Below are 22,885 nucleotides of genomic sequence, written 5' to 3'. Positions count from 1 at the left end.
TGGATGCGCAACCTGGTTTCCAGAGGATAGGGTTTTCTACCGCCGCCGGCCTTGGGGTAGAACGGTTCGATCAGCTCCAGCAGGCCTGCCCAGGGCACCACCTGATCCATTTCGGCGAGGAAGCGCTCTCGGCGGGTTTGCTTGCGCTTGCCGGCGTACTCAAAGTCGGAAAAGCTCATCTGGCTCATGGGCGGCTCGGATCAGGTGTTGCGGGGATTCTCGCATAACTGAAGGCTTGTTCGGAGATTCCTTAGCGCCGTGCACAAGCTAAAACTAAACCCCCCTCCAGAATTAACCTGGCCGGAGATTGTTGAGTGGTCTAAACCGATACCACCCGAGCAGTGGGCCAAGCGCTCGCCCGAGCTGGAGGCGGCCATTGCGCAGCGCGAAGCGGAGCTGGCATTGCGCGATTAGTCAGTGCCAGACGTGCCAGTCCGGCTCGCGAAGCAGGCGTACCGCTATCGCGAGCAAGGGGCTGGCCGGATCGATCAGGCCGTTTCGGTCGGGTCGTGGGGTTTGCGCACGGCACGTACCACAGGGCGCAGCAGTTCGGTTGGCGGGGTTTCGCAGCTGATTTTGCGGCCCAGTTTGGTTTCGATGGCGGGCAGCTGATACGAGTCGTCTTCACCGGCAAAGCTGATGGATACGCCGTCAGCACCCGCTCGGCCAGTACGGCCAATGCGGTGTACGTAGTCGTCCGGCACTTCCGGCAGGGTGAAGTTGATCACGTGGCTGATGCCGTCGATGTGAATCCCGCGGCCCGCGACGTCGGTGGCGACCAACACGCGGATTTTGCCTTCGCGGAAGCCTTCCAGGGTTTTGATGCGTTTGTGCTGGGGCACGTCGCCCGACAGTTGCGCGGCGTTGATGCCGTCACGTACCAGGCGTTCTTCGATGCGACGCACTTCGTCCTTGCGGTTGGCAAAGACGATGACGCGTTCCCAACCGTTGTCATTCACCAGGTTGAACAACAACTTGTACTTGTCGGCCCCGGCGACGGCGTAGACGTGTTGTTCGACACGGTCGCTGGCCACGTTTTCGGATTCAATCTCCACGATGGCCGGGTCGGTGGTCCATTGCTTGGCGAGGTTCATCACGTCTTCGGTGAAGGTCGCAGAGAACAGCAAGGTCTGGCGTTCGGCTTTGGGCGGGGTCTGGCGGATGATCTGGCGCACCTGCGGGATAAAGCCCATGTCCAGCATGCGGTCGGCTTCGTCCAGGACCATCACTTCAACCATGTCCAAATGCACTTCGCCGCGCTGGTTGAAGTCCAACAGGCGACCCGGAGTGGCCACCAGAATGTCGCAGTGACGGGCTTCCAGTTGCTTGAGTTGCTTGTCGAAGTCCATGCCGCCCACGAACGTCATGACGTTGAGGTCGGTGTATTTGGTCAGGTCGGCGGCGTCTTTGGCAATTTGCACCACCAGCTCGCGGGTCGGCGCGATGATCAAGGCGCGTGGCTCGCCCATGTAGCGTTCTTTGGGCGGTGGCGTTTGGGTCAGCTGGCTGATGATCGAAATCAGGAACGCCGCCGTTTTGCCGGTGCCGGTCTGTGCGCGGCCAATCGCATCGCGGCCTGAGAGGGTGTAACCCAAAACGCCCGCCTGAATCGGCGTGCAATAAGGAAAGCCCAGGTCTTGGATGGCGTGCATCAGCTCGGGCGCAAGCTTGAAGTCGTGAAAGCGGGTTTTGCCTGCTTGCGGCTCGACCACGAAGTCTTCGATTTTCCAGGGGATAACCGGCGGTTTGGGTGCCGCTTCCCGGCGCGGTTTGGCCGGTTTCGGTTTTTCGTTGCGTGCAGAAGGGGCAACAGGCTGTGCGTCGGGCGTGGTCACCGAGGCAGAAGCGGGAGCAGGCTGGGCGCTTTGTGGCGCGTCGGTTCGCGGGCCGGGGCTGCTGGAAGGTGCTGTGCAAGCTGGCGCGAGCGGCTCAGCCTCGCTTTTACCGAATATTTTTTTGAGTGCTTTGAGCACGGTCATCTCATCAGTTGGTTAAGGAGTGTACGCCGGGCAGTGTAATGCAAGTCGCGTGCTCGGCGTAGTGAACGACAGGATGTTTCGGTTTTAACCCAGGCGCGCCTTGAGCCAGACGCCTATGTCCCGGATTTCCTCAGGTAACACTTCATGGCTCATTGGGTATTCCTGCCAGGTAACGCTCACGCCGCGGCTTTTTAAATGTTCATACGCCGTACGTCCCATGGAGTTTTGGACTACATCGTCGTACTGACCGTGTAGGCACAAGGCTGGAATTCGCTGCTGGCTGGCGGACAGTTCCATCTCATCGCTGAAGGTTGGCGCGTAGGTGGAGAGGGCGATTACGCCACCCAATGCGCCCTGCCATTTCAGGTACGCGGTGTGAAACACCACCGCGCCGCCCTGGGAAAACCCGGCCAGAAAAATACGGCTGGCGTCTACCCCTTGTTCTTTCTGCTTTTCGATCAACTCAATGACCGTGCGGGCGGACTCATTGAGCTCGTCTTCACAGATCGACCGGGCCGGGCTCATGGCCTTGATGTCGTACCAGCTGGGCATGGCATAGCCGCCATTGATGGTGACTGGCCGGGTCGGTGCCTGCGGCAAAACAAAACGTGTAGTCAGGAGGCTTTCTTGCAGCGCTTCGGCCACCGGCACGAAGTCATAGCGGTCCGCGCCCAGGCCATGAAGCCAGATAACACAGGCGTCTGCGGGCTTTTTAGGGTCGAGGATAAGAGGCTCGGTCATGGTTGCTCCATCGGTGTGCAGGCGCGCCATCACGGTGCGCGGCTGAAGTGCGAGTTCGTTTAACGTTTGGCGAAAATGTCTATTGCTTGAACGATTTTTCTGAAAATAAGCGCGCATTTGTTCAGAGCGTATGAGTGGTACGCGCTTTGCTATGAGCTGTGGGCGCCACTGCGTATTTCCGGCGGTAACACTAACAGGCAACGGCCGTCGGGGGGATAGCAAAAAGCCTGAAGGTGAAGCGAGACAAGGAGTTCAGCAGCTCACGTGAGCGCTTCAGTTTGAAGGTTCGTGCGATGCACCCATCGCTCAAGACTTATGCCGCTTGACCTCATTTAAAGCCAACACGGGTCAACAGTGCCTCACAAGGGGGCGGCGGGTCTTGTTCAAACACAATAAAAGCAACACTTGGAGGTTTGAATGAAGCAGTTGAAATCCACTTTGGCCCTGGCCACAGCAGTCGTTGTCCTCGGCATGAGCAGTTTTGCCCAGGCGGGCGCAACGCTGGACAGCGTGAAGAAAAAAGGCTTTGTGCAATGCGGAGTGAGTGATGGGCTGCCCGGTTTTTCGGTGCCGGATGCGTCCGGGAAAATTCTCGGGATTGACGCGGACATTTGCCGCGCCGTGGCCGCCGCTGTGTTTGGCGACGCGACCAAGGTCAAGTTCAGCCAGTTGAATGCCAAAGAGCGGTTTACGGCGCTGCAATCGGGCGAGGTGGATGTACTGTCGCGCAACACCACCTGGACCAGCTCCCGTGACGCGGGCATGGGCATGGTGTTCGCCGGCGTGACGTACTACGACGGTGTGGGGTTTTTGGTGAATAAAAAACTGGGCGTCAACAGTGCCAAGGAACTGGACGGCGCCACCATTTGCATTCAGGCGGGCACCACCACGGAGCTTAATGTCTCTGATTACTTCCGCGCCAATAACCTCAAGTACACCCCCATCACGTTTGACACCTCTGACGAAAGCGCCAAGTCGCTGGAGAGCGGGCGCTGTGATGTGTTGACCTCCGACAAATCGCAGCTGTACGCGCAGCGCAGCAAACTGGCGACGCCGAACGATTACGTGGTGCTGCCGGAAACCATATCCAAGGAGCCCTTGGGGCCAGTGGTGCGCAAAGGCGATGAGGACTGGTTCAGCATCGTCAAATGGACCCTTTACGCCATGCTCAATGCAGAAGAAGCGGGCATCACCTCCCAGAACGTGGTCGCGGAAGCCAAATCGACGAAAAACCCGGATGTCGCGCGGCTGTTGGGTGCCGACGGTGAATACGGCAAAGACTTGAAGCTGCCCAAAGATTGGGTCGTGCAGATTGTCAGTCAGGTCGGCAACTACGGCGAAGTGTTTGAGCGCAACCTCGGCAAAAGCACCCCTCTGGCCATCGACCGCGGGCTCAATGCCTTGTGGAACAACGGTGGCATCCAATACGCACCCCCTGTGCGCTGATAGCGCTGTCACCCGGCCGCCACCTGGCCGGGTGATGTTCTGTCCATTTTTTTCAGGGGTTCAACATGCAGACTAAAGTCGGCGCACTCAAGCCCAGGCTCAGCCTGAGCGATCCACGTGTGCGTGGGTGGGTATTTCAGATCGTCACCGTGGTGCTGGTGGTCTGGCTGGGCGGGTATCTGTTCGACAATACCCAGACCAATTTGCAGCACCGGGGCATTACGTCGGGGTTTGATTTTCTGGAGCGCAGTGCAGGGTTCGGCATCGCGCAACATTTGATCGATTACACCGAGTCCGACAGTTATGCCCGTGTATTTGTCATCGGCCTGCTCAATACCTTGCTGGTTTCGGCCATTGGCGTGGTCTTGGCGACGATACTGGGTTTCATCATTGGCATCGCGCGGCTGTCACCCAACTGGATGATCAACAAGCTGGCCACGGTCTATGTCGAGGTGTTTCGCAACATTCCGCCACTGCTGCAAATCCTGTTCTGGTATTTCGCGGTGTTCCTGACCATGCCGCTGCCGCGCAACAGTCACACCATCGCAGACACCTTCTACATGAGCAGCCGCGGGCTGAACATGCCCGCAGCGATTGGCACCGAGGCGTTCTGGCCGTTTGTCATCAGTGTCGTGCTGGCAATCGCGGCGGTGGTGCTGATGGTGCGTTGGGCCAACAAGCGCTTCGAAGACACCGGGGTGCCGTTTCATAAATTCTGGGCGGCCGTGGCGCTGTTGGTGGTGATTCCGGGCATCTGCGTGTGGCTGACCGGCAGTCCGGTGCACTGGGAAATGCCGCAGCTCAAGGGCTTCAATTTCGTCGGTGGCTGGGTGCTGATCCCGGAGCTGCTGGCCCTGACCCTCGCGCTCACGGTGTACACCGCTGCGTTTATCGCTGAAATCGTGCGCTCGGGCATCCAGTCAGTCAGCCACGGCCAGACCGAGGCGGCGCATTCGCTGGGCCTGAAGTCGGGGCCGACGCTGCGCAAGGTGATCATCCCCCAGGCGTTGCGGGTGATTATTCCGCCCCTGACCAGCCAATACCTGAACCTGGTGAAAAACTCGTCACTGGCGGCGGGTATCGGTTATCCGGAGATGGTGTCGCTGTTCGCAGGGACGGTGCTCAATCAGACGGGTCAGGCGATCGAGGTCATTGCCATCACCATGAGCGTGTACCTGGCCATCAGCCTCAGCATTTCGCTGCTGATGAACCTGTACAACACGCGCATTGCGCTGATCGAACGGTGAGGGCGCGACCATGACGACGCATGTTTTCAAACCGGACTTGCCTCCACCGGGCACACGCATCGGCCTGCTGGCATGGGCACGGGCCAATCTGTTTTCCAGTGCGTTCAACACCGTGCTGACACTGCTTGCGTGTTATCTGGTGTGGCTGATCGTACCGCCATTGCTGAGCTGGGCGATTGTCGATGCCAACTGGGTGGGCACCACCCGTGAGGACTGCACCAAAGACGGCGCATGTTGGGTGTTTATCCAGCAACGCTTCGGTCAATTCATGTATGGCTACTACCCGCAGGCCTTGCGCTGGCGCGTGGACCTCAGCGTCTGGCTGGCGGTGCTGGGGGCTGCGCCGCTGTTCGTTTCGCGCTTGCGGCACAAGGCTGTCTACGGCGTGGTCTTTTTGGTGGTGTACCCGCTGCTGGCCTACGCCTTGCTGCACGGTGGTTATTGGGGCTTGAGTCCGGTGGCCACCAGCCAGTGGGGTGGCCTGATGCTGACCCTGGTGATTGCCACGGTGGGCATTGCGGGCGCGCTGCCACTGGGGATTTTGCTGGCGCTGGGGCGCCGCTCCGACATGCCCGCCATCCGCGTGCTGTGCGTGACCTTCATCGAGTTCTGGCGCGGGGTGCCGCTGATCACCGTGTTGTTCATGTCGTCAGTGATGCTGCCGCTGTTTCTGCCCGAAGGCATGAACTTCGACAAGCTGCTGCGGGCGTTGATCGGGGTGATTCTGTTCCAGTCGGCTTACGTGGCTGAAGTGGTGCGCGGCGGGTTGCAAGCGATCCCCAAGGGTCAGTACGAGGCCGCGGCGGCCATGGGCCTGGGTTACTGGCGCAGTACCGGGCTGGTGATTCTGCCCCAAGCTTTGAAGCTGGTGATCCCCGGCATCGTCAACACCTTTATTGCCCTGTTCAAGGACACCAGCCTGGTCATCATCATTGGCCTGTTTGACCTGCTCAACAGCGTCAAGCAAGCGGCCGCGGACCCCAAATGGCTAGGCATGGCGACCGAAGGGTATGTGTTCGCCGCCCTGGTGTTCTGGATTTTCTGTTTCGGCATGTCCCGCTACTCCATGCACCTGGAGCGCAAGCTGGACACCGGCCACAAGCATTAGGAGACGCGCATCATGAGTGAAGCCATCAAACAGACTGCCGAGCCGCAAGGCATCATCCAGATGCTCGGGGTGAACAAATGGTACGGCCAGTTCCATGTGCTTAAAGACATCAACCTCACGGTTCAGCCGGGGGAGCGGATCGTGCTGTGCGGCCCGTCGGGCTCCGGCAAATCCACCACCATCCGTTGCCTTAATCGCCTTGAAGAGCACCAACAGGGGCGCATCGTGGTGGATGGCGTCGAGCTGACCAATGACCTCAAACAGATCGAAAGTGTGCGCCGTGAGGTGGGCATGGTGTTTCAGCACTTCAACCTGTTCCCGCACCTGAGCATCCTGCAAAACTGCACGCTGGCCCCGATGTGGGTGCGCAAGATGCCCAAGCGTGAAGCCGAAGCAATAGCCATGCATTATCTGGAACGGGTGCGCATCCCCGAGCAGGCGCACAAGTACCCAGGGCAATTGTCCGGTGGTCAGCAGCAGCGCGTGGCGATTGCCCGGGCCTTGTGCATGAAGCCCAAGATCATGTTGTTTGATGAGCCGACGTCAGCGCTGGACCCGGAAATGGTCAAGGAGGTGCTCGACACCATGATCGGCCTGGCGCAAGACGGCATGACGATGCTCTGCGTGACCCATGAAATGGGCTTTGCCCGGACCGTGGCGAATCGGGTGATCTTCATGGATAAAGGCGAAATCGTTGAGCAAGCCGCCCCCAATGATTTCTTCGACAACCCGCAAAATGACCGGACCAAGCTGTTCCTGAACCAGATCCTGCACTAAGCCTGTAGCACTACCCGCAGGCTGCGCGCTGTTACCTCCTCAAAAGCGTGCAGCCTGCGGCCGCGACTCCCCTCACTCCCGGTTTGCCCCCGGCGTCTTCGTCTGGCTAAGATGTCCCGAATCTGTTGAGGCCCGCGCCACGTACCCCTGTGGCGATCTCAATACCGACATCGGCTGCGACCTGTCATTGCCCCTGCGCCTGATGAATGCCGCGCACACGCCTGCGCCAGCAAGCGGTGTGCCTGCATCGTCAGTGGCGTCAGCGGCCCGTTGCGTCACACAGTGAATACTCACCCGCGCCGCCCGTCGGTGTTCGATCGGCACATCGAACGGCTGGGCGCTGTCAAACAACAAGACCCTCAACGGGCGATGGCACTTAGCCGGACGTTGATCAAAGAACCTTGAACCGGAGCAGGCCATGACGAGCAATCCGCCACACCCTAACGACCGCCTCGAACCCGTACGCCATCTGGAAGATCTGGATCAACTGCTGATTGATGCCGAGGCGGACGACGAGGGGGTCCAGCAAGCGCCTCCCGTGGTGCTGCGCCCCTGGCTGTTGTTGCTGGGGTTGGTGTTGGTGGCGTTGAACCTGCGCCCGGCGTTGTCGAGCATGGCGCCGCTGTTGGGGGAGGTGTCTGATCAATTGGGGTTGTCGGCCGCGCAAGCAGGCTTGCTGACCACCTTGCCGGTGTTGTGCCTCGGCATTTTTGCGCCCCTGGCGCCGATCCTGGCGCGGCGATTCGGCACCGAGCGGGTGGTGCTGGGCATCTTGCTGACCCTGGGCGGCGGTATTGTGTTGCGCAGTTGCCTGGGTGAGGTCGGGCTGTTCGCCGGAAGCATTCTGGCCGGTGCCAGCATCGGGGTGATCGGTGTGCTGTTGCCGGGCATCATCAAGCGGGATTTCGCCGGGCATGCGGGCACCATGACGGGGGTCTACACCATGGCACTCTGTCTCGGCGCCGCGCTGGCGGCCGGGGCGACGGTCCCCCTGAGCCATTACTTCGGCAACAGCTGGGCGTTGGGACTGGGTTTTTGGGCGCTGCCGGCGGTGCTTGCCGCCGTCTTCTGGCTGCCGCAAGTCGGCAAGCGACAGGGCGCGCACAACGTGGCGTACCGGGTGCGCGGGTTGTTACGCGACCCGCTGGCGTGGCAGGTCACGCTTTATATGGGCTTGCAGTCGTCGTTGTCCTACATCGTGTTTGGGTGGCTGCCGTCGATCCTGATCGGCCGCGGGCTGACACCGACACAGGCGGGGCTGGTGATGTCCGGTTCGGTGATCGTGCAACTGGCCACCGCCTTGACGGCGCCCTGGCTGGCCACCCGGGGTAAGGATCAACGCGTCGCCATTGTGCTGGTGATGGGCATGACCCTGGCCGGACTGTTTGGCTGCCTGTACGCCCCCCTGGACGGATTGTGGGGCTGGGCCATCGTGCTGGGCCTGGGGCAGGGCGGCACCTTCAGCCTGGCGCTGACCCTGATCGTGTTACGTTCGCGAGACGCTCACGTGGCGGCCAACTTGTCGGGCATGGCGCAAGGCATCGGCTACACCGTGGCGTCGATGGGCCCGTTTGCCGTGGGGCTGGTTCACGAATTGACCGGTGGCTGGGACGCCCTGGGCTGGATTTTCGGCGTTGTGGGCATCGGTGCAATCATTGCCGGGCTGGGGGCAGGGCGTGCGAAATTCGTCAATGTCGTCAGCGAGAAGGTCTGAAGCCATAGAGTTTCTGCTCATGTCGGATTATCGTGCACGAATTCCACCTCCACGGACCCCGTCATGAGCCAAGCCCACCACGCGTTGATCACGCGCTTTTATCAAGCATTCCAGCAGTTGGATGCTGAAACCATGGCGCAGTGTTACACCGAAGACGTGCTATTCAGCGACCCGGTGTTCGGTGAACTGAGGGGGCAGGATGCGCGCGACATGTGGCGCATGCTCACGTCTCGGGCCAAGGACTTCACCCTCAGCTTCAACACCGTGCAGGCTGACGATCAGCAGGGCAGTGCGCACTGGGTGGCCACCTATGTGTTCAGCCAGACCGGGGCGATTGTGATCAATGACATCCAGGCCCGCTTTGTGTTTCGCGACGGCAAAATCTGCGAGCACCATGACCATTTCGACCTGTGGCGCTGGTCACGTCAGGCGCTGGGCATCAAAGGCACGCTACTGGGATGGACGCCGCTGGTGAAAAATGCGATCCGCGCCCAGGCGAGAAAGGGGCTCAAGGCTTTTCAGGCGCGCGCTCAAGGGCTGTAACCGTGATGGCAATAACGCAATCTTGCGAAGCGACAGCGACGAGCAAGCCCTGGTTTGTGTACCTAGTGCGGGCCGCCAACGGGGCGTTGTATTGCGGTATCAGCGATGACCCGCATAAGCGGTTTGCCAAGCATCAAAGCGGCAAGGGCGCGCGCTTCTTTGCATCCAGCCCGGCGGTGGCACTGGTGTATGTCGAATCCTGGCCCGACAAGGGCGAGGCGCTGCGTCAGGAGCGGCTGATCAAAAAGCTCAGAAAGAGCGCCAAAGAGTGCCTGGTGTCGAGCCAGTGCCGGCCCTGACCACCCTGACGCCGATCACGGTTTCACTGCGTCGAGGATCGCCTCGGGCTTGAAGTCACGGATCAGCGTGCCATTCACGTCGAGGATCGGAATCCCGCGTCCGCCCAATGCTTCATAGGCTTTGCGGGCGACGGGGTCCTTGTCGATATCGAATTCGGTGTAGGGGATGCCTTTTTCGTCGAGAAAGCGGCGGGTGGCTTTGCAGTACCCGCACCACTCGGTGGCGTAGAGCACGACCCGGGCGTTGGCCCGGGTCTGCTCGGCCACAACGCCCGAGGGGTTGAGCACGCGCTCAATCTTGCCCCAGTTCTGAAAGATCACCACGACCACCAGCACGAACAGGACTTTTTTCAGGATCCCGTTGAACATTATTTGTTGCGCTTGAGCTGGTCGAGCAGTTGGGTCGGCAAGCCCTTGAGGATCAGCGTGCCAGCCTCTTCGTCGAATTCCACCTTGGAGCCCAGCAAGTGCGCTTCAAAACTGATCGACAGGCCCTCGGCGCGGCCAGTGAAGCGGCGGAACTGGTTAAGGGTGCGTTTGTCGGCCGGGATTTCCGGCGAGAGGCCGTAGTCCTTATTCCGGATGTGGTCGTAAAACGCTTTTGGGCGTTCTTCGTCGATCAGTTCGGAGAGTTCTTCAAGGCCCATCGGTTCACCGATTTTGGCCTGGCTGCTGGCGTAATCGACCAGGGTTTTGGTTTTTTCGCGTGCCGACTCTTCGGGCAGGTCTTCGCTTTCCACGAAATCGCTGAAGGCTTTAAGCAGGGTGCGGGTTTCGCCCGGCCCGTCGACGCCTTCCTGGCAGCCGATGAAGTCGCGGAAATACTCGGACACTTTTTTGCCGTTCTTGCCTTTGATGAACGAGATGTACTGCTTGGACTGTTTGTTGTTCTGCCACTCGGACAGGTTGATCCGCGCCGCGAGGTGCAACTGGCCCAGGTCCAGATGGCGCGACGGGGTCACGTCCAGTTCTGCGTTCACCGCCACGCCTTCGCTGTGGTGCAGCAGGGCGATGGCCAGATAGTCGGTCATGCCCTGTTGGTAGTGGGCGAACAACACATGCCCGCCCACCGACAGGTTGGACTCTTCCATCAGTTTTTGCAGGTGCTCGACCGCCACGCGGCTGAAGGCCGTGAAGTCGGTGCCGCCGTCCAGATACTCCTTGAGCCAGCCGCTGAACGGATGCGCGCCGGATTCGGCATGGAAAAAGCCCCAGGCCTTGCCTTGTTTGGCGTTATAGCTTTCGTTGAGGTCCGCCAGCATGTTCTCGATGGCCTGCGACTCGGCCAGTTCGCTGTCGCGGGCGTGGAGAACAGCGGGCGTACCGTCGGGTTTTTTCTCAATCAGATGAACGATGCAATGACGGATCGGCATGGGCTTCTCGGCGAGTTATCAGAAGACAGGGGGCAGGCCCCGCAAAAGCGGCAAGTGTAACGCACCTGAACCTTTGGACGGCCTTCGCACCGGGGTTTAGGGGGCTTCTGTCGGCCGGGAGGCGTTTTTTTACGGTTTTAACGCGATAAAGCTGACCAAATGGGCAGGTAGAGGCGGATATTTGGCCGTCTCTGTGCTAGTTTTGCCCCGTCTTGCGCCGGGTAACGGCGCAAAGCGCGGATTCAGCATGTGTCAGGTCGAACCAAACCCCGTTTCAGCACTCTACATCCGCGATTCGTCGTGAAAGCAAACGGGCGTGCCAGACCCTAACTATCTGGCTCGATAGCTGACTTTGCACTCTGCAAACCAAATGAATTTGATAGGGAAGGAACATCTCAATGGCTATTACTAAAGACCAACTGATCGCCGATATCGCTGAAGCTATCGACGCGCCGAAAACTACCGCGCGTAACGCTCTGGACCAACTGGCTCAGATCGTTGCTGATCAATTGGAAAATGGCGGCGAAATCACTCTGCCAGGTATTGGCAAACTGAAAGTGACCGAGCGTCCTGCCCGTACTGGCCGTAACCCTTCGACTGGCGCAGCCATCGAAATCGCTGCCAAGAAAGTGATCAAGCTCGTTGTGGCCAAAGGCCTGACTGACGCTGTAAACAAGTAAGACACTTGTTAAAAAGCCGCGCCCCGGAGTGATCCGGAGCGCGGCTTTTTTGTGCGCGCAAGTTGGGGGGTTATTTCCAGTTCTTTTCGCGCCACAGTTGCTGCTGTTCTTTGTCGTGGAAGGTCCAGGCCACAAAGCGGCTTTGCTTGTTGCCCTGAGACATGTCCACCACCTGGCTCTCGCGCACACCGGCTTTTTTCAGGGCGGTCTGGATGGCGGGCAGGTTGGACGCCTTGGACACCAGTGTGCTGAACCACAGCACCTGACGGCCCACTTGCACGCTTTCGCGGATCAGCTGCGTGACAAAGCGCTGCTCGCCGCCTTCACACCACAACTCGGCGGCCTGGCCGCCAAAGTTCAGGACCGGCAACTTGCGTTTCGGGTCTGCCTTGCCCAGTGCGCGCCATTTACGCTCGCTGCCGCGCTGTGCTTCGTCCAGTGAGGCGTGGAACGGCGGGTTGCACATGCTCAGGTCAAAGCGTTCGCTGCTTTCCAGCACATCCAGCAGGATCTTCTGCGGGTTGGGCTGCTGGCGCAGGCTGATGGCTTTGTTCAGGCCATTGGATTGCACGATGGCCTTGGCCGCTTTCAGGGCGATGGTGTCAACTTCCGTGCCGAGGAACTGCCAGCGGTAATCGCTATGGCCGATCAGCGGGTACACGCAGTTGGCGCCCATGCCGATGTCCAGCACGCGCACGCTCGGGCCACGCGGAATCACGCCGTCATTGAGGGTGGCCAGCAGGTCCGCCAGAAAATGCACGTAATCGGCGCGCCCCGGGACTGGCGGGCACAGGTAGTCGGCCGGGATGTCCCAGTGGGCAATGCCGTAGAAGGCCTTGAGCAGGGCGCGGTTGAACACGCGCACGGCGTCCGGGTTGGCGAAGTCGATGCTCTCTTTGCCGTACGGGTTGATGATCACGAACTGGCCCAGTTCGGGGCACACCGAGATCAGCTGCGGGAAGTCGTAACGGCCCTGATGGCGATTGCGCGGGTGCAGGCTCGGTTTGACCCGCGGTGCGGCCGGTTTGGCTTCGCCGGGCGCCTTGGGTTTGTGGCGTGTGGCTTTGGAAGTGCGTGGGGTTGTCATGTTCAATTCATTCCACAAAAGCAATCGCGGGCAAGCCCCGAGGCTCCCTCAGGAGCATCAGGCCTTGCCCGCGATCAGGTGCGCAGCGTGTTTACAGGCTGGAAATCCGCGCGTGCTGTTCTGCCAACTTGCTCAAAGCCTGTTCGGCTTCGGCCAATTTGGCGCGTTCCTTGTCGATGACTTCGGCCGGGGCCTTGTCAACGAACGCGGCGTTGGAGAGTTTCCCGCCTACGCGGGCCACTTCGCCGTGCAAACGCTGGATTTCCTTGTCCAGGCGCGCCAGTTCTGCATCCTTGTCGATCAAGCCGGCCATCGGTACCAGCACTTCCATCTCGCCCACCAGTGCGGTGGCTGACAGAGGGGCTTCGGCGCCGTCTTGCAGCACGGTGATCGATTCGAGTTTAGCCAGCTTTTTCAGCAAGGCATCGTTCTCGGCCAGACGGCGCTGGTCTTCGGCGTTGACGTTTTTCACGTACAACTGCAACGGCTTGCCGGGACCGATGTTCATTTCGCCGCGGATGTTACGCACGCCGAGCATCAGGCCCTTGAGCCATTCGATGTCATCTTCGGCAGCCTGATCGATGCGTGCTTCGTTCGCCACCGGCCACGGTTGCAGCATGATGGTCTTGCCTTCAACGCCCGCCAGCGGCGCGATGCGCTGCCAGATTTCTTCGGTGATGAACGGCATGAACGGATGCGCCAGGCGCAACGCGACTTCCAGCACGCGCACCAGTGTGCGACGGGTACCGCGCTGACGTTCTACCGGCGCGTTTTCGTCCCACAGTACCGGCTTGGACAGTTCGAGGTACCAGTCGCAGTACTGATTCCAGATGAACTCGTACAGGGCTTGTGCCGCGAGGTCGAAACGGAACTGGTCGAGGTGACGGGTCACTTCGGCTTCTGTGCGCTGCAACTGCGAAATGATCCAGCGATCGGCCAGCGACAATTCGTAGGCTTCGCCGTTCTGGCCGCAGTCTTCGCCCTTGTCCAGCACGTAACGGGCGGCGTTCCAGATCTTGTTGCAGAAGTTGCGATAGCCTTCGACGCGACCCATGTCGAACTTGATGTCCCGCCCGGTGGAGGCCAGCGAGCAGAAGGTGAAGCGCAAGGCGTCGGTGCCGTAGCTGGCGATGCCGTCCGCAAATTCGTCGCGGGTCTGCTTCTCGATTTTCTTCAGCAGCTTGGGCTGCATCAGGCCCGTGGTGCGTTTGGCCACCAGGTCTTCGAGTTCGATACCGTCGATGATGTCCAGCGGGTCCAGTACGTTGCCTTTGGACTTGGACATCTTCTGGCCCTGGCCGTCACGCACCAGGCCGTGAACGTACACGGTTTTGAACGGCACTTGCGGGGTGCCGTCTTCGTTTTTCACCAAATGCATGGTGAGCATGATCATCCGGGCTACCCAGAAGAAAATGATGTCGAAGCCGGTGACCAGCACGTCGGTCGAGTGGAAGGTTTTCAGCGCGTCGGTTTTTTCCGGCCAGCCGAGGGTGGAGAACGTCCACAGGCCCGAGCTGAACCAGGTGTCGAGCACGTCGTTGTCCTGTTGCAGCGCAACGTCCGGGCCTAGGTTGTTTTTGGCACGGACTTCGGCTTCGTCGCGACCGACATACACCTTGCCCGACTCGTCGTACCAGGCCGGGATCCGGTGGCCCCACCACAGCTGACGGCTGATGCACCAGTCCTGGATGTCACGCATCCACGAGAAGTACATGTTTTCGTATTGCTTGGGCACGAACGCGATGCGACCGTCTTCAACCGCGGCGATGGCCGGTTCGGCCAGCGGTTTGGTGGACACGTACCACTGGTCGGTCAGCCACGGCTCGATGATCGTGCCGGAACGGTCGCCCTTCGGTACTTTCAGGGCGTGGTCGTCAACGCTGACCAGCAGGCCGGCTTCGTCAAAGTCCGCGACGATCTGCTTGCGCGCTTCGAAGCGGTCCAGACCGGCGTATTTGGCCGGCAGGGTGCCGTCAATGGTCTCGTTCAGTGTGCCGTCAAGGTTGAACACTTGAGCGGCAGGCAAGACCTTGGCGTTTTTGTCGAAGATGTTCAGCAGCGGCAGGTTGTGGCGCTTGCCGACTTCGTAGTCGTTGAAATCGTGGGCCGGGGTGATTTTCACGCAGCCGGTGCCGAATTCAGGGTCGCAGTAATCGTCAGCGATGATTGGAATGCGGCGGCCAACCAGCGGCAGTTCGACGAACTTGCCGATCAGGGCCTGGTAGCGCTCATCGTTCGGGTTCACCGCAACGGCGGCGTCACCGAGCATGGTTTCGGGACGCGTGGTCGCCACGATCAGGTAGTCGTTGCCTTCAGCGGTCTTGGCGCCGTCGGCCAACGGGTACTTGAGGTTCCACAGGAAACCTTTCTCGTCGTGGTTTTCCACTTCAAGGTCGGAAATCGCCGTGTGCAATTTGGTGTCCCAGTTGACCAGGCGCTTGCCACGGTAGATCAGGCCATCTTCGTGCAGGCGAACGAACGCTTCTTTCACGGCTTCGGACAAGCCGTCGTCCATGGTGAAGCGCTCGCGGCTCCAGTCGACGGACGAGCCCAGGCGACGGATCTGACGGCTGATGTTGCCGCCGGACTGGTCTTTCCATTCCCAGATCTTGTCGAGGAATTTCTCGCGACCCAGGTCGTGGCGGTTCAGGCCCTGGGCTTCGATTTGGCGCTCAACCAGCATTTGCGTCGCGATACCGGCGTGGTCGGTGCCCGGCTGCCACAGGGTGTTACGGCCCTGCATGCGGCGGAAACGGATCAGGGCGTCCATGATCGCGTTGTTGAAACCGTGCCCCATGTGCAGGCTGCCGGTAACGTTAGGCGGCGGGATCATGATGGTGTACGGGTCGCCCGCGCCTTGCGGGGCAAAATAGTTTTCTTCTTCCCAGGTTTTGTACCAGGAAGTTTCAATGGCGTGCGGCTGGTAGGTCTTATCCATGCGCGGCGGGACCCTATTGGCATTAATTCAGGAAAGCCGGCAAGTATAGCGGGGCGGGACGCATAGGGCGAGTTGTGCGCGGCGATTACAGGTCATCGGGCGCTCAGGGATCGGGCATCAGTTTTGATGCTGGCTGATCAGGCGCTCCATGTGTGCGTCGAGGCGGCGTTTGATTTCGGATTCGATGTGCGGAGCATAGTCGTTGATGACGTCTTGCATGATCGCTTGCGCGGCCGTGCGCAGCTCTCTGTCCAGATGGACCAGCAAGGCGTCGGGGGCCTTGTCGACGGCAGGCGCACTGGCGAGCGGTGGTTGCGCGGCTGGCACGGGCGCAGGTGTGGGTTCAAAGACCTCGTCCAGCAAGGGGATCTGCGTGCCTTGTTCGCCGACCATCTCGGTTAGCAGCGGCGGTTGCAGGCCTTCGTCGTCCAGCAGTTGGCGAATGGACTCAAGATCATCGAGCAGGTGTGCAGCTTTTTTCGGCGAATTGGGGGTGTCCATCGTGTGCTCAGAGTCGTTGTAACTTGTGGTCTTGCAGAGGATAGCCCTGTTCACGGTAGAAACGGAAACTCTCCCGTGCCGCCAGTCGAACGGCGGGGTCTTCGACCACGACTTCCGCCACGCGGGCGAAACGCTTGAAGGATTCGGGGACTTTCAGGTCCAGATTGATCAGCAGGTCCTGATGGCTGGCAGGCGCATCGGCTATGCCCATGACGATCACGCCATCGGGTTCGTCTTCGGCGTGGCTATGGGGCACAAAACTCTCGCCCTTGAAGCGCCACAGGCGTTGATCGAGGTCGTCGCGCTGAGCCGCGTCGCTGCAGTGCAGGTACACCCGATGCCCGAGACGCCAGGCTTTTTCGGTGAGTTTGCAGGCGAAATCCAGCCGCGCTGCCGGGTCTGCGCTGGGCAGGATATAAAAGTCGACTTTGGTTTTTTCAGAGGTCATTGCGGTTCCTGAATCGGGGCTGCGCCGCCCTCAAGCGGCGCAGCCTGCGATCAACAGTGTCAAGCGTTGGCGCGATCGAGCAGGTATTGCGTCAGCAATGGCACGGGACGGCCGCTGGCGCCTTTGTCCTTGCCGCCACTGACCCAGGCCGTGCCCGCGATGTCCAGGTGAGCCCAATGGTAGGCCTTGGCAAAACGCGACAGGAAGCAGCCCGCGGTGATGGCGCCGGCTTTCGGGCCACCGATGTTGGCCATGTCCGCAAACGGGCTGTCCAGTTGCTCCTGGTATTCGTCGAACAGCGGCAATGGCCATGCGCGGTCATCGGCTTGCTTGCCCGCGTCCAGCAGTTGCTCGATCAGTTCGTCGTTGTTGCCCATCAGGCCGGAGGTGTGCGCCCCGAGTGCGACCATGCAGGCGCCAGTCAGGGTGGCGATGTCGATCACCGCTTGTGGCTTGAAACGTTCGGCGTAGGTCAGGGCGTCGCACAGCACCAGACGGCCTTCGGCATCGGTGTTGAGGATTTCAACGGTTTGACCGCTCATGGTGGTCACGATGTCACCCGGACGGGCCGCGCCGCCACTGGGCATGTTTTCGGCGCAGGCCAGAATGCACACCAGATTGATCGGCAGTTTCAGTTCGAGCACGGCGCGCAGGGTGCCGAAAACGCTGGCAGCACCGCCCATGTCGTACTTCATTTCATCCATGCCCGCGCCCGGCTTGAGGCTGATGCCGCCGGTGTCGAAGGTGATGCCTTTGCCCACCAGGACAAACGGTTTTTCGGATTTCTTGCCGCCCGCATAGTTCATCACGATCAGGCGGGGCGGTTGGTCGCTGCCCTGGCCAACGGCGTAGAACGCGCCCATGCCCAGGTCCTTGATTTTCTTCTCGTCGAGAATCTCGACCTTCAGGCCCTTGAACGTCTTGCCCAAGGTTTTGGCCTGTTCGGCCAGGAACGTCGGGTGGCAGATGTTCGGCGGCAGGTTGCCCAGGTCGCGGGTGAAGGACATGCCGGCAGCAATGGCTTGGGCGTGGGTCACGGCCAGCTGCACTTCAGCCTGCGCGGCCTTGATGGTCAGCAGGGTGATTTTTTTCAGGGCGCGGGGTTCGGCTTTCTGGCTTTTAAAGCGGTCGAACGTGTAATCGCCGTCTGCCAGGGTTTCGGCCAGCAGGCGCGTTTTGCCGTAGCTGTCGCGGCCCTTGACCACAAGTTCGTCGAGGGCAAAGACCGCCTCGCTGCCACCCAGGCCTTTAAGGACGCTCAGGGCGCCGCTGATGATTTTCCGGAACGGGCGGTCGCCCAATTCTTCGTCTTTACCCGTGCCCACTAGCAACACGCGCTCGGCTTTGATGTTGGGCAGGGTATGCAGCAACAGGCTTTGGCCGGTCTTGCCGGCGAGGTCGCCGCGCTTGAGGACTGCGCTGATCGCGCCGCCGGTGAGTTCGTCGAGGGCCTTGGCGGTCGGGCCGAGCTTGCGGCCTTCGCCGACGGCGACCACGAGAGTGGCCGTTTTCAACGTTTCTGGGCTAACGCTTTTTACAACCAGTTCCATGTCCGGGTCCCTGAATCAAATGGTCAACGTGCGCACAAACGCGTGGGTTTGAGTGCTTATGGATGAAACGCTTCACCTGTCTAAGCGGGGCTGCGTCTAGTCGGGCAGTTTGAACCCCGTCGGTCGCGGCTGACAACCCTTGCGTGGCCTGCAATGGCTGCTTTGTAACCTTGGGTAAGCAAGCGCAGTGACAGGCGAGGTCATTCACAGGATAATGCGCCATCTTTTTAGTCGGCCCGGCTCATCTATGATGAATGCCTGACCCACTGGTAACGCCGCTTGTTTGGCCGCCTTAGCCTGACGACCCTGGAGTGTCTGGTTTGATCGTCTTCCGTTATTTGTCCCGCGAAGTCCTGCTTACATTGAGCGCTGTCAGCGCTGTGCTGCTGGTCATCATCATGAGCGGTCGCTTCATCAAGTACCTGGCACAGGCTGCCTCTGGCGCTCTTGACCCGGGTTCCCTGTTCCTGATCATGGGCTTCCGTCTGCCGGGCTTCATGCAGCTGATTCTGCCGTTGGGGCTGTTTCTCGGTATTTTGCTGGCCTATGGCCGTCTGTACCTCGAAAGCGAAATGACCGTGCTTTCGGCCACGGGCATGAGCCAGCAGCGCCTGCTGGGCCTGACCATGATTCCGGCGGCGTTCGTGGCCCTGATCGTGGCCTGGCTGAGCCTGAGCCTGGCGCCGCAGGGTGCGAACCAGTTTCAGCTGTTGCTGAACAAGCAAGATGCACTGACCGAGTTCGACACGCTGGTGCCTGGGCGCTTCCAGGCGTTGAGCGACGGTTCGCGCGTGACCTACACCGAAGAGCTGACCAACGACCGGACCAACCTCTCGGGCGTGTTCATCTCGCAAAAAAGCCTGGGTCAGGACGCCAAGGACCGTAGCATCTCGGTGCTGGTGGCCGAAACAGGCCATCAGGAAGTCCGTCCCGATGGCAGTCGCTGGCTGATTCTCAATAATGGCTACCGCTATGACGGTAACCCGGGTCTGGCCGATTACCGCGCGATCAAGTACGACACCTATGGCGTGCTGTTGCCCAAGCCAGATGCCAGCGATGAAGTGACCGACCGCGACGCAATCCCGACCCTCGACCTGATTGGCAACCCCGAGCCGCGGGCAATTGCCGAGCTGCAATGGCGTATTTCATTGCCGCTGCTGGTGTTTATCGTGACCCTCATCGCCGTGCCGCTGTCACGCGTCAACCCGCGTCAGGGTCGCTTCCTCAAGCTGTTGCCGGCGATTCTTCTTTATATGGGTTACCTGACCATTCTGATCTCGGCCCGTGGTGCCCTGGAAAAAGGCAAGTTGTCGCCCACCCTGGGGCTGTGGTGGGTGCATGCGCTGTTCCTGGCCATTGGTCTGTTGTTGCTGTACTGGGAGCCGCTGCGCTTGAAGCTGGCTAGTCGCCGTAGCGTGAAGGAGATGACGCGTGGGTAAGCTCGACCGCTACATCGGTAGCAGCGTCTTTTTGGCGATCCTGGCTGTGCTGGGCATTATTTTGGGGCTGGCGTCGCTGTTTGCGTTTATCGACGAGACGGGCAACATCAGCGACAGCTATACCGTGATGGACGTGCTCAGCTACGTGCTGCTGACGGCACCGCGGCGCATGTATGACATGTTGCCAATGGCGGCGCTGATCGGCTGCCTGATCGGGCTGGGCAGTCTGGCCAGCAACAGCGAGCTGACCATCATGCGTGCGGCCGGGGTGTCCATCGGCCGTATCGTGTGGTCGGTCATGAAACCCATGCTGGTGCTGATGGTGGCGGGCGTGCTGGTGGGCGAATACGTGGCACCTGCCACTGAAACCATGGCGCAGGCCAATCGTGCGCTGGCGCTGGGCAGCGGTGATGCGCAAAGCTCCAAGCACGGTTTGTGGCACCGTCAGGGTGAAGAGTTCATCCACATCAACGCCGTCCAGCCGAACGGCACGCTGTTTGGCGTAACGCGCTACCGCTTTGACGAAGAGCGCCACATGCTGTCGTCGAGCTTCGCCAAAAAGGCAGAGTTCGACAAAGATCACTGGCAACTGACGGATGTGAATACCACGCTGTTCCATGACCGCAGCACTGAAGTGGTCAGCGCCCCGGTGGAGCGTTGGGACGTGGCCTTGAGCCCGCAGTTGCTCAACACCGTGGTGATGGCCCCTGAGTCGCTGTCAATCAGCGGTCTGTGGAATTACATCCATTACCTGAAAGACCAGGGTTTGAACAACGGTCGTTACTGGCTGGCATTTTGGGTCAAGGTGTTGCAGCCGCTGGTCACTGCCGCGCTGGTGTTGATGGCGATTTCCTTCATTTTCGGCCCGTTGCGCTCGGTGACCCTGGGGCAGCGGGTGTTTACCGGCGTGCTGGTGGGCTTCACGTTCAAGATCGCGCAAGACCTGCTGGGGCCGTCCAGCCTGGTGTTTGGCTTCTCCCCGCTGTTTGCGGTGATATTGCCAGCCCTCATTTGCGCCCTGGCGGGCGTCTGGCTGTTGCGACGGGCGGGTTGATCGACCTGTAAAGCTCGAACCAAAAGCCTCTGTCCCGCGACAGGGGCTTTTTTGTGGGGGAGCATTGGCCTGTAAACGTGACGCTCGTCGCGATCACAGGTACAATTCCCGGCTATTTTTCGGCGGGCAGTCTGCCTGCGACTTTTTTTGAGTGTTGACCCGTGAGTGATTTGAGTCATATCCGCAATTTCTCCATCATCGCCCACATTGACCATGGCAAGTCGACGCTGGCCGATCGTTTCATCCAGATGTGCGGCGGCCTGACTGCCCGTGAAATGGAAGCCCAGGTGCTGGACTCCATGGACCTCGAGCGTGAGCGCGGGATCACCATCAAGGCCCACAGCGTTACTCTGTATTACAAGGCGCAAGACGGTAATACCTACCAGTTGAACTTCATTGACACCCCCGGCCACGTTGACTTCACCTATGAAGTCAGCCGTTCGCTGGCGGCCTGTGAAGGTGCCTTGCTGGTGGTCGATGCGGGGCAGGGCGTAGAGGCCCAGTCCGTCGCCAACTGCTACACCGCTATCGAGCAGGGCCTTGAGGTCATGCCGGTTCTGAACAAGATCGACCTGCCGCAAGCCGATCCTGATCGGGTGAAGGAAGAAATCGAGAAGATCATCGGTATCGATGCCACCGACGCCGTAACGTGCAGCGCCAAGACCGGCCTGGGCGTCGATGAAGTGCTCGAGCGTCTGGTGCACACCATTCCTGCGCCGACCGGCAACATCGAAGATCCGCTGCAAGCGTTGATCATCGACTCCTGGTTCGACAACTACCTGGGCGTTGTGTCCCTGGTTCGCGTGCGCCACGGCCGTGTGAAAAAGGGCGACAAGATTCTGGTCAAGTCCACCGGCAAGATCCACCTGGTGGACAGCGTCGGTGTATTCAACCCCAAGCACACGGCGACCGCCGACCTCAAAGCCGGTGAAGTAGGTTTCATCATCGCGGGTATCAAGGACATTCACGGCGCGCCAGTGGGCGACACCCTGACCTTGAGTTCCACCCCGGATGTGGACGTCCTGCCCGGCTTCAAACGCATTCAGCCGCAGGTGTACGCCGGTCTGTTCCCGGTCAGCTCCGACGACTTTGAAGACTTCCGCGATGCGCTGCAAAAGCTCACGCTGAACGACTCGTCGCTGCAATACACCCCGGAAAGCTCCGACGCACTGGGCTTCGGCTTCCGTTGCGGCTTCCTCGGCATGCTGCACATGGAGATCATTCAGGAGCGCCTGGAGCGCGAGTACGACCTGGACCTGATCACCACCGCGCCAACCGTTATTTTCGAGTTGCTGCTCAAGACCGGTGAAACGATTTACGTCGACAACCCGTCCAAGCTGCCGGACCTGTCCATGATTGAAGACATGCGCGAGCCTATCGTGCGTGCCAACATTCTTGTGCCTCAAGAGCACCTGGGCAACGTCATTACCCTGTGCATTGAGAAGCGTGGCGTTCAACACGACATGCTGTTCCTGGGCACACAGGTACAAGTGACCTACGATTTGCCGATGAACGAAGTGGTTCTGGACTTCTTCGACCGTCTCAAATCCACCAGTCGCGGCTATGCTTCGCTCGATTACCACTTTGACCGTTACCAGTCTGCCAACCTGGTGAAGCTCGACGTGCTGATCAACGGTGAAAAGGTCGATGCACTGGCCTTGATCGTTCACCGTGACAACGCTCACTACAAAGGGCGTGCACTGACCGAAAAAATGAAAGAACTGATTCCGCGTCAGATGTTCGATGTCGCCATTCAGGCCGCCATTGGCGGGCAGATTGTGGCGCGAACCACTGTCAAGGCACTCAGAAAGAACGTACTGGCCAAATGCTACGGTGGTGACGTTAGCCGTAAGCGCAAGCTGTTGGAAAAGCAAAAGGCTGGTAAAAAACGCATGAAGCAAGTGGGTAACGTGGAAATTCCACAAGAAGCCTTCCTTGCAGTGCTCAGGTTGGATAGTTAG

At 60.0% G+C, this 22,885-nt stretch carries 21 protein-coding genes; 11 read left to right on the top strand and 10 right to left on the bottom strand.

The annotated features are described in order from the left end of the window. The 3 genes from HBN61_RS08180 to HBN61_RS08170 all read right to left on the bottom strand — a co-directional run. Positions 1-188: transposase (locus tag HBN61_RS08180; protein ID WP_524539064.1), on the bottom strand; the 188-nt coding region annotated here is incomplete at its 3' end. Positions 189-488: 300 nt separating this feature from the next. Then, complete coding sequence (gene rhlB / locus HBN61_RS08175; RefSeq protein WP_083333283.1) at positions 489-1,979, bottom strand: ATP-dependent RNA helicase RhlB; 1,491 nt, start codon at positions 1,977-1,979, stop codon at positions 489-491. Positions 1,980-2,063: 84 nt separating this feature from the next. Then, positions 2,064-2,720, bottom strand: coding sequence for an alpha/beta hydrolase (locus HBN61_RS08170; RefSeq protein WP_083333284.1), 657 nt, complete (start codon positions 2,718-2,720; stop codon positions 2,064-2,066). A gap of 417 nt (positions 2,721-3,137) precedes the next feature. Here HBN61_RS08170 and HBN61_RS08165 point away from each other — a divergent pair, with 417 nt between their 5' ends. The 7 genes from HBN61_RS08165 to HBN61_RS08135 all read left to right on the top strand — a co-directional run bounded on the left by HBN61_RS08165 (position 3,138) and on the right by HBN61_RS08135 (position 9,854). Further along, entirely contained in the window at positions 3,138-4,166 is a 1,029-nt protein-coding gene (locus HBN61_RS08165; protein WP_047277432.1) for an amino acid ABC transporter substrate-binding protein, read from the top strand. Positions 4,167-4,231: 65 nt separating this feature from the next. Beyond that, complete coding sequence (locus tag HBN61_RS08160) at positions 4,232-5,413, top strand: amino acid ABC transporter permease (protein ID WP_047278364.1); 1,182 nt, start codon at positions 4,232-4,234, stop codon at positions 5,411-5,413. Positions 5,414-5,423: 10 nt separating this feature from the next. Then, the gene (locus HBN61_RS08155; RefSeq protein WP_047277428.1) at positions 5,424-6,521 is read left to right on the top strand and encodes an amino acid ABC transporter permease; all 1,098 of its coding nucleotides are present in this window, start codon (positions 5,424-5,426) and stop codon (positions 6,519-6,521) included. Between the two features lie 12 nt (positions 6,522-6,533). Further along, positions 6,534-7,298: an amino acid ABC transporter ATP-binding protein gene (locus HBN61_RS08150; protein ID WP_047277425.1), complete on the top strand. Its 765-nt coding sequence runs from the start codon at positions 6,534-6,536 to the stop codon at positions 7,296-7,298. Between the two features lie 418 nt (positions 7,299-7,716). Further along, a complete protein-coding gene (locus tag HBN61_RS08145; protein WP_047278360.1) occupies positions 7,717-9,012 on the top strand; it encodes a CynX/NimT family MFS transporter in 1,296 nt (431 codons plus the stop codon). Positions 9,013-9,075: 63 nt separating this feature from the next. Then, positions 9,076-9,555, top strand: a complete 480-nt coding sequence (locus HBN61_RS08140) for a nuclear transport factor 2 family protein (RefSeq protein ID WP_047278358.1) — start codon at positions 9,076-9,078, stop codon at positions 9,553-9,555. Positions 9,556-9,560: 5 nt separating this feature from the next. Next, positions 9,561-9,854 (top strand): GIY-YIG nuclease family protein, encoded by a 294-nt coding sequence (locus tag HBN61_RS08135; RefSeq protein WP_048376596.1) that lies wholly within the window; start codon positions 9,561-9,563, stop codon positions 9,852-9,854. Positions 9,855-9,869: 15 nt separating this feature from the next. Here the strand turns inward: HBN61_RS08135 and HBN61_RS08130 are convergent, their stop codons facing one another. Then, positions 9,870-10,223: a glutaredoxin family protein gene (locus HBN61_RS08130; RefSeq protein ID WP_047277416.1), complete on the bottom strand. Its 354-nt coding sequence runs from the start codon at positions 10,221-10,223 to the stop codon at positions 9,870-9,872. Beyond that, complete coding sequence (gene yejK, locus HBN61_RS08125; protein WP_047277415.1) at positions 10,223-11,227, bottom strand: nucleoid-associated protein YejK; 1,005 nt, start codon at positions 11,225-11,227, stop codon at positions 10,223-10,225. Before yejK ends, HBN61_RS08130 begins: the two co-directional genes overlap by 1 nt. A gap of 398 nt (positions 11,228-11,625) precedes the next feature. Here yejK and HBN61_RS08120 point away from each other — a divergent pair, with 398 nt between their 5' ends. After that, the gene (locus HBN61_RS08120; protein ID WP_003440137.1) at positions 11,626-11,907 is read left to right on the top strand and encodes an HU family DNA-binding protein; all 282 of its coding nucleotides are present in this window, start codon (positions 11,626-11,628) and stop codon (positions 11,905-11,907) included. 70 nt (positions 11,908-11,977) lie between these two features. On the opposite strand, the gene rlmF is transcribed toward HBN61_RS08120, so the two are convergent. The 5 genes from rlmF to HBN61_RS08095 form a co-directional block, all read right to left on the bottom strand. Beyond that, on the bottom strand, positions 11,978-12,994 hold the full coding sequence (rlmF, locus tag HBN61_RS08115; RefSeq protein ID WP_047278355.1) for a 23S rRNA (adenine(1618)-N(6))-methyltransferase RlmF: 1,017 nt from the start codon (positions 12,992-12,994) through the stop codon (positions 11,978-11,980). Positions 12,995-13,085: 91 nt separating this feature from the next. Next, a complete protein-coding gene (locus tag HBN61_RS08110) occupies positions 13,086-15,932 on the bottom strand; it encodes a valine--tRNA ligase (protein ID WP_047277411.1) in 2,847 nt (948 codons plus the stop codon). A gap of 117 nt (positions 15,933-16,049) precedes the next feature. Next, positions 16,050-16,433: a DNA polymerase III subunit chi gene (locus tag HBN61_RS08105; RefSeq protein ID WP_083333285.1), complete on the bottom strand. Its 384-nt coding sequence runs from the start codon at positions 16,431-16,433 to the stop codon at positions 16,050-16,052. 7 nt (positions 16,434-16,440) lie between these two features. After that, entirely contained in the window at positions 16,441-16,881 is a 441-nt protein-coding gene (locus HBN61_RS08100; protein WP_047277408.1) for a DNA polymerase III subunit chi, read from the bottom strand. Positions 16,882-16,940: 59 nt separating this feature from the next. Beyond that, positions 16,941-18,431 carry a leucyl aminopeptidase gene (locus tag HBN61_RS08095; RefSeq protein ID WP_047278353.1) on the bottom strand — a complete coding sequence of 497 codons (1,491 nt, stop codon included), beginning with the start codon at positions 18,429-18,431 and terminating at the stop codon, positions 16,941-16,943. A 320-nt stretch (positions 18,432-18,751) separates the two neighbouring features. On the opposite strand from HBN61_RS08095, the gene lptF reads away from it, so the two are divergent. The 3 genes from lptF to lepA all read left to right on the top strand — a co-directional run bounded on the left by lptF (position 18,752) and on the right by lepA (position 22,885). Further along, complete coding sequence (gene lptF, locus HBN61_RS08090; RefSeq protein WP_047277403.1) at positions 18,752-19,870, top strand: LPS export ABC transporter permease LptF; 1,119 nt, start codon at positions 18,752-18,754, stop codon at positions 19,868-19,870. After that, a complete protein-coding gene (gene lptG / locus HBN61_RS08085; protein WP_047278352.1) occupies positions 19,863-20,924 on the top strand; it encodes an LPS export ABC transporter permease LptG in 1,062 nt (353 codons plus the stop codon). The genes lptF and lptG overlap by 8 nt, the downstream gene beginning before the upstream one ends. 161 nt (positions 20,925-21,085) lie before the next feature. Beyond that, the gene (gene lepA / locus HBN61_RS08080; protein WP_047277399.1) at positions 21,086-22,885 is read left to right on the top strand and encodes a translation elongation factor 4; all 1,800 of its coding nucleotides are present in this window, start codon (positions 21,086-21,088) and stop codon (positions 22,883-22,885) included.

The sequence above is a fragment of the Pseudomonas sp. WS 5071 genome, from assembly GCF_012985765.1.
In the GTDB taxonomy this organism is placed as follows: Bacteria; Pseudomonadota; Gammaproteobacteria; order Pseudomonadales; family Pseudomonadaceae; genus Aquipseudomonas; species Aquipseudomonas lundensis_A.
The sequence above is the reverse complement of the archived record's forward strand: the minus strand, read 5'-3'. Positions and strand labels throughout refer to the sequence as shown.

Excerpts from the sequence above, each read along its gene's own strand:
- rhlB (WP_083333283.1), bottom strand. The coding sequence starts at position 1,979 with ATGACCGTGCTCAAAGCACTCAAAAAAATATTCGGTAAAAGCGAGGCT.
- rlmF (WP_047278355.1), bottom strand. The coding sequence starts at position 12,994 with ATGACAACCCCACGCACTTCCAAAGCCACACGCCACAAACCCAAGGCG.
- HBN61_RS08165 (WP_047277432.1), top strand. The coding sequence starts at position 3,138 with ATGAAGCAGTTGAAATCCACTTTGGCCCTGGCCACAGCAGTCGTTGTC.
- HBN61_RS08100 (WP_047277408.1), bottom strand. The coding sequence starts at position 16,881 with ATGACCTCTGAAAAAACCAAAGTCGACTTTTATATCCTGCCCAGCGCA.
- HBN61_RS08135 (WP_048376596.1), top strand. The coding sequence starts at position 9,561 with ATGGCAATAACGCAATCTTGCGAAGCGACAGCGACGAGCAAGCCCTGG.
- HBN61_RS08105 (WP_083333285.1), bottom strand. The coding sequence starts at position 16,433 with ATGGACACCCCCAATTCGCCGAAAAAAGCTGCACACCTGCTCGATGAT.
- HBN61_RS08145 (WP_047278360.1), top strand. The coding sequence starts at position 7,717 with ATGACGAGCAATCCGCCACACCCTAACGACCGCCTCGAACCCGTACGC.
- HBN61_RS08140 (WP_047278358.1), top strand. The coding sequence starts at position 9,076 with ATGAGCCAAGCCCACCACGCGTTGATCACGCGCTTTTATCAAGCATTC.
- HBN61_RS08150 (WP_047277425.1), top strand. The coding sequence starts at position 6,534 with ATGAGTGAAGCCATCAAACAGACTGCCGAGCCGCAAGGCATCATCCAG.
- HBN61_RS08170 (WP_083333284.1), bottom strand. The coding sequence starts at position 2,720 with ATGACCGAGCCTCTTATCCTCGACCCTAAAAAGCCCGCAGACGCCTGT.
- yejK (WP_047277415.1), bottom strand. The coding sequence starts at position 11,227 with ATGCCGATCCGTCATTGCATCGTTCATCTGATTGAGAAAAAACCCGAC.
- HBN61_RS08155 (WP_047277428.1), top strand. The coding sequence starts at position 5,424 with ATGACGACGCATGTTTTCAAACCGGACTTGCCTCCACCGGGCACACGC.
- HBN61_RS08130 (WP_047277416.1), bottom strand. The coding sequence starts at position 10,223 with ATGTTCAACGGGATCCTGAAAAAAGTCCTGTTCGTGCTGGTGGTCGTG.
- HBN61_RS08110 (WP_047277411.1), bottom strand. The coding sequence starts at position 15,932 with ATGGATAAGACCTACCAGCCGCACGCCATTGAAACTTCCTGGTACAAA.
- HBN61_RS08095 (WP_047278353.1), bottom strand. The coding sequence starts at position 18,431 with ATGGAACTGGTTGTAAAAAGCGTTAGCCCAGAAACGTTGAAAACGGCC.
- HBN61_RS08120 (WP_003440137.1), top strand. The coding sequence starts at position 11,626 with ATGGCTATTACTAAAGACCAACTGATCGCCGATATCGCTGAAGCTATC.
- HBN61_RS08160 (WP_047278364.1), top strand. The coding sequence starts at position 4,232 with ATGCAGACTAAAGTCGGCGCACTCAAGCCCAGGCTCAGCCTGAGCGAT.